The organism is Streptomyces sp. NP-1717, assembly GCF_022695985.1.
Classification (GTDB): Bacteria; Actinomycetota; Actinomycetes; order Streptomycetales; family Streptomycetaceae; genus Streptomyces.
In genome coordinates this window covers 1-10,800 of the sequence record NZ_JAAPBF010000242.1, presented here as the reverse complement: position 1 = coordinate 10,800, position 10,800 = coordinate 1, and the positions used below count along the sequence as shown (strand labels likewise).

General features: G+C 72.0%; 10 protein-coding genes and 1 pseudogene. 4 read left to right on the top strand and 7 right to left on the bottom strand.

Going from position 1 to position 10,800, the window contains the following annotated elements; translation table 11 throughout:
- Window positions 1-1,168 (bottom strand): MFS transporter (locus GXP76_RS30620; protein ID WP_242574875.1); only part of this gene is annotated, 1,168 nt, incomplete at its 3' end.
- 48 nt (window positions 1,169-1,216) lie between these two features.
- Here GXP76_RS30620 and GXP76_RS30615 point away from each other — a divergent pair.
- Entirely contained in the window at window positions 1,217-2,383 is a 1,167-nt protein-coding gene (locus tag GXP76_RS30615) for a GlxA family transcriptional regulator (protein WP_242574874.1), read from the top strand.
- Here GXP76_RS30615 and GXP76_RS30610 read toward each other — a convergent pair.
- From GXP76_RS30610 to GXP76_RS30600, 3 genes are all read right to left on the bottom strand, one after another.
- Window positions 2,275-2,844 (bottom strand): ATP-binding protein, encoded by a 570-nt coding sequence (locus GXP76_RS30610; protein ID WP_242574873.1) that lies wholly within the window; start codon window positions 2,842-2,844, stop codon window positions 2,275-2,277. The genes GXP76_RS30615 and GXP76_RS30610 overlap by 109 nt on opposite strands.
- Before the next feature lie 472 nt (window positions 2,845-3,316).
- Window positions 3,317-3,829, bottom strand: coding sequence for an EF-hand domain-containing protein (locus tag GXP76_RS30605; RefSeq protein ID WP_242574872.1), 513 nt, complete (start codon window positions 3,827-3,829; stop codon window positions 3,317-3,319).
- A gap of 79 nt (window positions 3,830-3,908) precedes the next feature.
- Complete coding sequence (locus GXP76_RS30600) at window positions 3,909-4,283, bottom strand: STAS domain-containing protein (protein ID WP_242574871.1); 375 nt, start codon at window positions 4,281-4,283, stop codon at window positions 3,909-3,911.
- 263 nt (window positions 4,284-4,546) lie between these two features.
- On the opposite strand from GXP76_RS30600, the gene GXP76_RS30595 reads away from it, so the two are divergent.
- Window positions 4,547-5,128, top strand: a complete 582-nt coding sequence (locus GXP76_RS30595; protein WP_242574870.1) for a sigma-70 family RNA polymerase sigma factor — start codon at window positions 4,547-4,549, stop codon at window positions 5,126-5,128.
- A complete protein-coding gene (locus tag GXP76_RS30590) occupies window positions 5,125-6,654 on the top strand; it encodes a maleylpyruvate isomerase N-terminal domain-containing protein (protein ID WP_242574869.1) in 1,530 nt (509 codons plus the stop codon). The genes GXP76_RS30595 and GXP76_RS30590 overlap by 4 nt, the downstream gene beginning before the upstream one ends.
- 240 nt (window positions 6,655-6,894) lie before the next feature.
- Here the strand turns inward: GXP76_RS30590 and purU are convergent, their stop codons facing one another.
- Window positions 6,895-7,791, bottom strand: a complete 897-nt coding sequence (purU, locus tag GXP76_RS30585) for a formyltetrahydrofolate deformylase (protein WP_242574868.1) — start codon at window positions 7,789-7,791, stop codon at window positions 6,895-6,897.
- A 61-nt stretch (window positions 7,792-7,852) separates the two neighbouring features.
- The gene (locus tag GXP76_RS30580; protein ID WP_242574867.1) at window positions 7,853-8,290 is read right to left on the bottom strand and encodes a hypothetical protein; all 438 of its coding nucleotides are present in this window, start codon (window positions 8,288-8,290) and stop codon (window positions 7,853-7,855) included.
- A 183-nt stretch (window positions 8,291-8,473) separates the two neighbouring features.
- Here GXP76_RS30580 and GXP76_RS30575 point away from each other — a divergent pair, with 183 nt between their 5' ends.
- Window positions 8,474-9,784, top strand: coding sequence for an ABC transporter substrate-binding protein (locus GXP76_RS30575; RefSeq protein WP_242574866.1), 1,311 nt, complete (start codon window positions 8,474-8,476; stop codon window positions 9,782-9,784).
- A gap of 110 nt (window positions 9,785-9,894) precedes the next feature.
- Here GXP76_RS30575 and GXP76_RS30570 read toward each other — a convergent pair.
- Window positions 9,895-10,800: pseudogene (locus tag GXP76_RS30570) on the bottom strand (hypothetical protein); the annotation flags it as partial.

Here is a 10,800-nt window from a genome sequence, read left to right as displayed (position 1 = left end):
TCACCACCGCGCCGCCCACCAGCACCTCGCGCATGCCGATCGCCTCCGCCGCCGGGCCGGCCAGTGCGCGGCCGACGGCGAGCATGATGAGGGAGCCCGCCACGTCGTACGCGTGCAGCCGGTTCAGCGCCTCCGGCGGGATCATCGTCTGGACCGTCGTGGACCACATCACCAGCCAGAACGCGAAGCCCGTACCGCCCGCGAAGAACCCGGCGGCGAGCAGCGGCAGCGGGACGTCGTACGCCAGCACCAGCAGGTTCGCCGCGACCGCGAACAGCGCGATCGTCCCCGCGAACAGTGGTCTGGCCGGGCGCAGTCGCAGCGCCAGCAGCCCGCCCGCCACGTTGCCCGCCCCGTGGACGGTCATCATCAGGCCGAACATGGCCGAGCTGTACCGCTCGGTGACCACCACCGCCTCCAGCGGGACCATCGGCCCGAGGACGGTGACGCCGTACACCGACCAGATCGCTATCACGCCCCACAGCCAGGACCGCGCGCGGAACTCCCGCCAGCCGCCGACCAGTTCGGTGAGCATCGAGTCCCCGCGCACCGCTCTCACGGTCGGCATCCGCACCAGGAACAGACAGATCCCGCTGATGCCGAACGTCGCCGCGTTGACCGCGAAGATCGTGCCGGGTCCGCCGAACCCGGCCAGCGCGCCGGCCGCCGCCGGGCCCGCCATCGTCGCCAGGGACTCGGCGACCCGCAGCACCGCGTTGCCGCGCTGCACGTCGGGCGAGAGCGCGGGCAGCATGCTGGCCACGCCCGGCTGGAAGAGCGCGGCACCGAGCCCGTTGACGGCGCTCAGCGTGTACACGAGCCAGAGCGGCGGCGCTCCCCCGGCGAAGATGACGGCGAGACCCGCCGTGCCGAGCAGCCGCATCACATCGGCGAGGACCATCATCCGGCGCGGTGTGAACCGGTCGGCGAGCACTCCCCCGAAGAGCACGAACCCGGCGAAGCAGACCATCCACGCGCCGAGCGCGAAGCTGACGGACGACGCGCCGTGTCCCGCTTCGAGCAGCCCGGCCGCCAGCGCGACGGGCACCATGCCGTCACCGAAGCGCGCCACGGTCCTGGCGAGGAAGAAGAGTCGGAAGTTACGGTTCCAGAGGGGGATTCCGGACGGGTCGGGAATGGCGGGGTCCGTCGGACGCTTGGCAGTCACGGAGTCGACAGATATCAAGTACAGGTCTGGACCACCAGGGGTTTCCGCATGACGGACAGCACGGACCGGGAGCACGCACGGCCCGCGAGCGGCGCCGCACGCCCGCGCCACCGTGTCGTGGTCCTCGCGCTCGACGGCGTCCTCCCCTTCGAACTCGGCATCCCCCAGCGGATCTTCGGCCGCGCCAAGAGCCCCGAGGGCGCCCCGCTGTACGACGTGGTCACCTGCTCGGTCCGCCCGCCCGGCCCGGTCCGTACGGACGCGGATTTCGACATCCTCGTGGAGAACGGCCCCGAGGCCCTCGCCACCGCCGACACGGTGCTGGTCCCCGCCTCGTACGAACTCGGCCCGGTCTACGAGAAGGGCGTCCTCACCGAGGAGCTGGCCGCCGCCCTCGCCCGTCTGCGCCCCGGCACCCGGCTGGTCTCCATCTGCACCGGCGGCTACGTGCTCGCCGCCGCCGGCTTCCTCGACGGACGCCCCGCCTCCACCCACTGGTCGTCGGCCGCCCACTTCCAGAGGACCTTCCCCCGGATCAGGGTCGACGCGGACGTGCTCTTCATCGACGACGGGGACGTCCTGACCTCGGCCGGGGTCGCCGCCGGGATCGATCTCTGTCTGCACATCGTGCGCCGCGACCACGGCACGGCGGTCGCCAACGACGTCGCGCGCCGTACGGTCGTCCCGCCGCACCGGGACGGCGGCCAGGCCCAGTACATCCAACGACCGGTCCCCGACGTCCAGTTGGCGACCACCACCACGGCGAGGGCCTGGGCGCTCGCCCGGCTGCACGAGCCGATCCAGCTGCGGGACATGGCGGAACAGGAGTCGATGTCCGTACGGACGTTCACGCGCCGCTTCCGCGAGGAGGCCGGGATCAGCCCCGGCCAGTGGCTGGTCCAGCAGCGGGTCGAGCGGGCGCGTCATCTGCTGGAGGCGACGGATCTGTCGGTCGACCGGATCGCGCGGGACGCGGGCTTCGGCACGGCGCAGTCCATGCGCCAGCATCTCCAGGCGGCGCTCGGCGTCGCGCCGACCGTCTACCGGCGCACGTTCCGCGCGGTCGGCGGCGGGAGCGGGGCCCCGTGCGGCGAGGCCGGCGGTCCTCAGGCCTGTGTGACGGCCTTCGACGAGCCGTCCGCCCCGGCGGGGGGACGGACCCGGTCCCGGACCGGCTCCACGGACCGGCCGGTCACCGGCAGGTCGACCGCGTAGTGTCCGGGCCCGCCGTTCCGTGCGGGCGCCGGGGGCTCGTACTCCACCGTCGCGTCAGGCTCGCACCGGTCCACCTCGCACCAGATCCGCTTGCCGGAGCCCTCCGGCTGCCAGCCCCAGCGGTCGGCGAGCCCGTCGACCAGCTCCAGGCCGCGACCGTTGGTGTCCTCGCCCTGCGCATGGCGCGGACTGGGCGGACGCGCGCTGGTGTCGGCGACCTCGACCCGTACGGTCCCGGCCTCGGCGGCCCCGGAACCGAAGAGCATCCGCAGTACGGCCGGACAGCCGGTGTGCACCACGGCGTTGGTGACGAGCTCGGAGATCAGCAGGATCAGCGTCTCCGCCAGTGGCTCGTCGTCGTTCATCCCGGAGCCGATGAGCCTCGACCGCGCCCACCGGCGGGCCCGGCTCACCTCCGCCGGATCGGCCCCGACTTCCAACTGCACCTGAAGAACCTGCACCGCTCACACCATCCGAACCGGCGGGCACATCGCCTCGCGCCTCGACAAGGTCCACGACAAGGTCACAGAACGTGATTCCCTTGTGGGACAGCATGGTTGACGTACAGTCACCGCAACAAGCGCTTCGGGCATATTCCAACGCGAAGGAGTACGTGTGAGGCATACTGTGCGACGCACTCTGCGGCCAGTCGAACAACGACGCCCAAGGCGCCTTCCCACCTCGCGATCGGCGGGCATTCCCCGGTCCGGCGTCGCCGTTCTGGCCACACCGGATCCGTCGTACCTCACCACCGCTCGCACCCGAGCGAGCGTACCGGAGCCCGCCGCCGACTCCGGCCCGTGACGGGTCGCCCGTAGGACACAACCCGGTATCGGCATGTGCGAAAGCCCTGCCGTCACCCAAAGTAACGCTCTCCGGTAGGGCTCCGCCCGGCTCTGCCGGGCGGTCCCGGGCCCCGGTCCACCTCGCGGTCTACGGCTCCGGCGTCACGTAGTAGGAGGCGAACGCCGACAGGATCTCCTCCTCGGTGATCCGGCCGTCACCGTCACCGTCCAGCCCTCCGGCGGCCTGCGCGGCCACATCCGGCTCCGTGCCCAGCACGACCAGCACCCGCTCGGCCGCCGCCGGCGTCACACCGCCGCCGTCCTCGTCCGCGATGGCGATCACAGCGTGCAGGAAGGGCCGGGCGATCTCGGCGAAGCGCTGGGGGCTGTCACGCAGCCGCTTCGCGGCGCCGGTGATGAATTCCTGCCGGGTGACCCGCTGGTCACCGTCGACGTCAGCGATGCCCGCCATGCCCTGCCAGAAGGCCTCGGCCCCGCTGTAGAGGGCCTGCCCCTTGTCGGATCGTGCGGTGACTCCGAACTCCGCGAGCAGTGCCGCTGCCGCTCCGCTGAAGTCCTCGCGGTCGATGTAGCCGTTGCCGTCCTGGTCGAAGGCGGCGAACCGGGAGGCGATCTTGCCCTCGTACTCTGCGCTGTCCATGACTGGGAGCGTACGACGCCGGGGGGTCGCCGTGTGAAGGCTTCAGGTCTGTCCGGCAGGTCCGTCCGGCGGCCCGGCCTCAGGCGGAGAGGGGCTGCGCCTCTTCGTCGACGGCGTCGGAGACGTCCGAGTAGACCTCGAACAGGCGGCGCACACCGAGAGCCGCGAGAACGCGGTTCACGTGGGAGCCCTCCTCCGCGCCGTGGGCGGGCAGGATCAGATGCAGCCGCCCCTGGCAGGAGCGCATCAGCTTTCGTGAGGCGATCAGGACGCCGACACCGCTGGAGTCGCAGAAGAAGACGTCGGACAGATCGAGCACCAGCTCACGGCGGCCGGCCGCGACGGCCTCGTGGACGTGCTGGCGGACCTCTGGCGACGTCACGAGATCCAGTTCCCCGGTGATGCGCAGCACCGTCCACAGACCGTGCTCGTCCTTCTCCACCTTGAGCGTCACACCTGGGCCTTCCCTCGTACCGAACCGGAGACTCTGTACGGAGTTCCAGACTCCGGTTCCGTACCGGAGATCGTCCCTCTTCTTCGCGGCTGCCCGACTGACCTCGTATGAAACACAGCCCGTCCGGCCGGGCCGAATTCCTTATCATCGCGAGCGGCCTCCAGGGGCGCACTTGACGCAAAGGGGCGCACTTCGATGACACTGGCCAGTACATTCAAGACGGCGGGGTCAGGTCACGGAGCAGTCACAGGGCTGGGGGTCTCATGGCGAAGGACACACCGCCCCGCTGGGACCGCCGGATGCAGCAGCGGCTCGCACGGGGCGAGGCCGCCGCGCTCGGTGAGCTGTACGACCGCTTCGCCTCGCTCGTGCACGGCCTCGCGCACCGGGTGCTCGACGACGACGAGGCCGCCGACCGGATCACCCGCGAGGTCTTCGGCTACGTGTGGGAGAACCCGGAAGTCTTCGACCCGAAGCAGGGCTCGATGCGGTCCTGGATCGCCAACCTCGCCCGGGTCCAGGCCGTGAACCGGCTGCGGCAGCTGGAGACGGCCGCCCACCGGGCCAGCGGCGAGGGCAGCGCGGAGGAGGTCGAGCAGCGAATCCGCGAGGCGTCGGCCGCGGCACGCGCCGACTACATCGTCACCTCCATGCCCGCGCCCCTGCGCGCCGCGCTGAACCTGGCGTACTTCCAGCGCCGCGACTACCGGCAGACCGCCGCCGACCTCGGAGTCACCGAGGACGAGGCGCGGCGCCGGCTGCGGCTCGGTCTGCAGCTGCTCTCCTCGGCGAACACCCGCCCCCTGGAGGGCTCCTCGCCGCCCGGGAACGGACGGTCGCTGTGAACGGGCCGTTCGACGGTGGCCGGAACGGAGACCGCGGCGGTCCCGACGAGCCCGAGGACGTACGCGGCATCCCGCGCATACCGGGCCAGCGCACCGCCGCCGACGACCTCGATCCACCCGCGGCGGACGTGCTGCGCCGGGCCGTCGAGAGCCATGCGCGCGCCGCGCGGGCGGCGGAGCCCAGCCGCGAACGAGAAGAGCCGGAAGAGCCGGATGCGACAGACGAGGCGGCAGGCGTCGACTCCGGAGCGGACGTCGACTCCGGCACGGGCCCGGACGTGTCCCCGGCCCCGGACCCGGACGTGTCCCCGGGCACACCGCGGGAGCCCGCCCATCCGCCCGATCCCGCCGGGGAGCGGGACATGACCGGCGGCCGGGATCGGTACGCTCCGCCGCCGCCGCGTCCGCCCGCGGAGCCCGTGGGGCCGCCGCCCTCGCACTCCGTACTGAAGTCCCTGCTCGGCGCCTGGGCCCTGGCGGCCTGCTCGCCCGAGGAGACGACGCACGTCGAGAACCACCTCACCGAGTGCGCGCCGTGTGCCGACGAGGCCCTCAAACTCCGTGACGCCGTCGGCCTGTTGCAGGCCGACCGCAATCTCGATCTCCCTCCGCTGCTGCGCGCACGGGTGCTGGAGAACTGCCTCGACCGCAGGGCCGCCCGTATCCCGGTGCCGGCGTGGGCCACCCCGTACGACGCCGAGACCGCCCGGCTCGACGCGCTGCTGCGCGACTTCGGCGACGCGGAGTGGCACGCGCCGCTCCAGCTCAGATGGTTCGAGAAGGAGGAGCGCACCGCGCGGCGGGCCACGGTCGCCGGGGTGATCGGGCACCTCATGACCGTCGACGGACTGGTCGCTTCGGCGCTGGGACTCGACGACCCGCTGGGCGAGCCGGCGCCGCTGTCGCCGACCGACCGGACGGAGGCGTTCTGGCGTTCGGCGCATCCGCCGCCCACCCGCACGATCCGCGAACCGTGGCGCGACCAGAGCCACACGCTGATCAGGACGGTGTCCTTCGCGGGGCGCGGTGTGGCCGAACTCTCCGTCTCGTACGGCGAGTTCGCGCTGCCGCTGCGGGACGCGATGATCGACCGGGCCTTCGAGTGCTGGATCCACGGCGTCGACATCGCCGACGCCGTGGACTACCCGTACCCGCCGCCGAGCGGCCCGCATCTGCACGTGATGATCGACCTCGCCGCGCAGCTCATCCCGTCCGCCCTCGCGGCCCGCCGCCGCGCGGGCCTGGCCGCGCCCGCTCAGCAGCTCGTCGTGCCGGGGTCGCCGGGGCGCTCGCTGCATCTGGAGGTCGAGGGCGCGGGCGGCGGGAACTGGTACATCGCGCTGGACTCACCGGCGGCGGTGGGCACGGCGGAGCGCGCGGTGGCCCAGGTCGCGCTGGACGGCGTCGAGTTCTGCCAGCTGGTGGCCGGGCACATCTCGCCGGAGGAGGCCGCGGCCGGCCAGGACGGCGACCGCGAGGCGATCCGGGACGTGCTGTTCGCGGCGGCTTCGCTGAGCCGGCTCTGACACGGCGGCGCCGGACGGGACCGAACCCGCGCGGCGCCGGCGGTCCAGCCGAAGATCACCGCGCGGCGCCGGCGGCCTAGGCTCTGTCCGGCGGATCTTCGCGGAGAGTCCGGGGCGTCTGGTGCGGTGCATCGCAAGGCGGAGGATCGTGCTCGTACTGGACGTACTTGGACGACTCCGACAACGCGGCGAGGTGCCGTGCCAGGCGTTCCGGGCCCGCGAAGATCCGCCGGACAGGGCCTAGCCGAAGATCACCGTGCGGCGGCCGTTCAGCAGGATCCGGTGCTCGGCGTGCCACTTGACCGCGCGGGCCAGCGCCTGGCACTCCACGTCGCGGCCGATCGCCACCAGCTGCTCCGGGGTGACCTCGTGACCGACGCGCTCGACCTCCTGCTCGATGATCGGGCCCTCGTCGAGGTCGGCCGTCACATAGTGCGCGGTCGCGCCGATCAGCTTCACACCCCTGGCGTGCGCCTGGTGGTACGGCTTCGCGCCCTTGAAGCTCGGCAGGAAGGAGTGGTGGATGTTGATGATCCGGCCGTTCAGCTGCTTGCACAGGTCGTCGGAGATCACCTGCATGTAGCGGGCCAGCACGACCAGTTCCACGTCCTCGGCGCGCACCAGCTCCAGCAGCTCGGCCTCGGCCGCCGCCTTGGTGTCCTTGGTGACGGGGATGTGGTGGAAGGGGATGTCGTACGAGGCGACCAGCTCGGCGAAGTCCGTGTGGTTGGAGACGACGGCGGCGATGTCCACGGGGAGCGCGCCGGTCCTCGACCGGAAGAGCAGGTCGTTGAGGCAGTGGCCGAACTTGCTGACCATCAGGACCACCCGCATCCGGTCCTCGGCGCGGTGGAGCTGCCAGTCCATCCGGAAGGAGTCCCCCACGGCGGCGAAGCTCGCGCGCAACTTCTCCACGGTCACCGGCACCTCGGCGGAGAAGTGGACCCGCATGAAGAAGAGCCCGGTGTCGCGGTCGCCGAACTGCTGGCTGTCCTCGATGTTGCACCCGGTCATGAAGAGAAAGCTGGACACGGCGTGCACGATGCCCTGTTTGTCCGGGCAGGACAGCGTCAGGACGTACTGGTCGGACGGGGCGGGCCGGTCGGCCCGGGCGGCGGGCTGCTGCGGGGAACTCATGACCCCAGAGGATTCCACACGGGCCCCGTACGGGCCGGTCGTGACCGTCAGGCGGACCGTGTCAGGCGGACCGCGTCATGATCCGCAGCACGTCCAGCGAGCGCGGCACCGTGTCGGGGTCCTCGCCGTCGTTGACGGCCAGCCGTACGTGCGCCTCGCGCGCCGCGCGTACCGCCTCCGGCCAGCCGTGGTGCTCCAGGTACACCGAGATCGGCGCGTCCGGCCCCACCTGGTGCATGATCCGCAGCACCCGCAGGACGGCGACGTCGACGAGGGCGGCCTCGCCGGAGTCACGGAAGATCGTCCCGACGTATTTCTCCGCCGACCAGTTGTCCAGCCAGGTGTCCTCGACCAGGCGGTACACGGCGTCGGTGACGTCGCCGTACCCCTCCCGGCCGGCCAGCCAGAACTCCTGGTGGAAGACGGGATCGGAAAGCATGTGCAGCGCCGAGCGCACATTGCTGCGCCAGCGCCACCAGGGAATGTCATTGAGCGGCATGTCGCCCATGGTGGAGGAGCGACGGCCGCGACGGGAAGAGTTCTCCGAACCTTGCTGCACAGGAGTCGATCGTACGGTCCTCCGTCAGGCGATCACGTGGCCCCCCGTAATTCACCTCACGGTCATGCGCGGTTGAACAAGCTCCACCTGGCAGTTACCCATAGGCCGGAAGTGTGCGGATACATGACCGGTAGGCAGCAGCGCTCCTCCCCGCCCCGCCCCTTCCACCGGAATCCGGTGGTCCGCGTCCTGTGTACGGTCGCGGCCGGGGCATCGGTGGTCACCGGGTGCGGCGTACTCCCTGGTGGGCCGGGGGGCTCCAGGGAGCCCGTCACCGTCATGACCTGGGCGCCCGAGGGCACCGCCGCGACGAACATGCCGGGCATGCCGGCCATGGCCAAGGCCTACGCGCGCTGGGTCAACGCCTCAGGTGGTATCGACGGCCACGAGCTGCGGGTGCTGACCTGCAACGAACGCAACACCTCGGCGGGCGCCGCCGACTGCGCGCGCCTGGCGGCCGAGAAGGACGTCACGGCCGTCGTCGGCTCGTACAGCCAGCACGGCGACGCCTTCATGGCACCGCTGGAGGCGGCCGGGATCCCGTACCTCGGCGGCTACGGCATCGCCGAGCGCGAGTTCTCCAGCTTCGTCTCCTACCCGGTCAACGGCGGCCAGGCGGCGCTCCTGGCCGGCAACGGCATGCAGCTCGGCGGCGAGTGCGGCCGGGTCTCCATCGTGCGGCCCGACACGATCACCGGCGACGCGATGCCGGAACTGCTCAACTCCGGACTGAACAAGGGCGGCAAGGGCGGCGACACCGGCCGGGACGGTAACGACAAGGCGACGGACATCCGCGCGGCCGAGGACGCCACCGACTACACCGACTCGGCGGAGCGGGCGCGCGACAACGCGTCCGACGGCTGTGTCACGGCGGTGCTCGGCGACCGTACGGAGACGTTCTTCGACTCCTACCGGCGGCTCCCCGACATCGGCGCGGACATCCGCATCTCCTCGGTGCTCGGCAGCGTCGGCCAGCCTCTGGTGGACCGCACGGGCGGCTCGAAGGGCGTCTTCGAGGGCGCGTACGTCACGGGCTGGTACCCGCAGGCGTCGGACCCGGCGTGGGAGCCGATGCGCGACGTGCTCCGTGAGCACGCGTTCGGCGACGACAGCATCGACCCGGCGGACCCGGGCGTGCAGACGACATGGATCGCCTACACCGCGCTCAAGTCGGTCGTCGAGTCGATCGGCCGGGACACGATCTCCTCGGCGACGTTCTCGCACGCGCTGGACAAGGGCGCGAAGGTCGATACGGGCGGCCTCACACCCACGCTGCGCTGGCGGTACGAGGACATGCTCGGCTCACCCGGCTTCCCGCGCATCGTGAACAGCGAGGTGACCTTCCAGGTGGTCCGCGAAGGCCGGCTGGTCTCCCTCAGGGACGGCTTCGTGGACGTCCGCGGCACCCTGAGCGACGGGGGCCCCCGCGCGTAGCGCCGGGGGCGTGCCGTCAGGGACCGCCCGCCGGGACGGGCTCGTTCGAGCCCGTCCGGCGATCGACGGCGAACACGCGGCCCGGTCGGCGATCGAGGGCCGAGCGGGTGTCACAGCTCCGTCGGGGCTCGTTCCGTGAGGCCGTACTTGGAGGCGATGCCGTTCCACAGGCCCGACGCCTTGCGCTTGGCCGCCGTCGCCTCGCCGCTCGCGGCGTGGCCCTCGGAGGCCGCCTTCGTCGTGCGGGCCTTGCCGCCCTTGCAGCCCTTCTTCGTCTTCGCCTCGCCCGCCCACGTCGCGTAGTGGTCGTCCGCCGAGGCGGACGCCTGCCACGCACGGGTCAGCGAGGACGACAGCTGGCCGTGCTGGGGCAGCTTGTCGAGGGTCAGTTCCTTGAGGCGGGCGACCAGGTCGCGGCGCTGGTCGGCCGCGCCCTGGAGGTCGCTGACGGCCTTGTCCAGGTTGTCGCAGGTCTTGATCGACTCGACCGCGCTGATCACCGCCGCCCGGCTGTCGTTGCTCTCGGCGAGGAGCTTGTCGAGCTCCTCGGCCTGGGGCTTGGCGGGGTCGGCGGGCTGCTCGTCCTCGCCGGGGCCCGTGGGTGAACTCTCCGACGACACGGTCTGGTTCTTGTCCTGCTTCTCGCCGTCGTCCCCGCTCATCAGCCAGCCCGCGCCGAGTCCGAGGACGGCGCAGCCGACGACGACCGCGGCGATCAGCGGGACCGGCGAGGACTTGCGGCGCCCGGCGGCCCGGCCCTGCGGGCCCGACGGCTCCTGGGGACCGCGCGGCGGCTGCCCGTACGGGGGCGGTGCGCCACCCTGTCCGTAACCCTGCTGCGGGGCGCCCTGCCGGCCGCGGCCCTGCGGACCGCCCCTGCGCCTGCCGGGGCCGGCTCCCGGACCGGCGCCCGGGTCGAACTGCGGCAACTGCTGTGTCTCGTCCGGCACCTGGCCGGCGCCCTCGCTGCGGAAGAGGTTGTCGAACTCGGCGGGCGGCTGGCGGTCGCCGGGGGC

Coding starts and splice junctions, on each gene's coding strand:
- GXP76_RS30615 (WP_242574874.1), top strand. CDS start 1,217: ATGACGGACAGCACGGACCGGGAGCACGCACGGCCCGCGAGCGGCGCC.
- GXP76_RS30605 (WP_242574872.1), bottom strand. CDS start 3,829: ATGGACAGCGCAGAGTACGAGGGCAAGATCGCCTCCCGGTTCGCCGCC.
- GXP76_RS30595 (WP_242574870.1), top strand. CDS start 4,547: ATGGCGAAGGACACACCGCCCCGCTGGGACCGCCGGATGCAGCAGCGG.
- purU (WP_242574868.1), bottom strand. CDS start 7,791: ATGAGTTCCCCGCAGCAGCCCGCCGCCCGGGCCGACCGGCCCGCCCCG.
- GXP76_RS30580 (WP_242574867.1), bottom strand. CDS start 8,290: ATGCCGCTCAATGACATTCCCTGGTGGCGCTGGCGCAGCAATGTGCGC.
- GXP76_RS30575 (WP_242574866.1), top strand. CDS start 8,474: ATGACCGGTAGGCAGCAGCGCTCCTCCCCGCCCCGCCCCTTCCACCGG.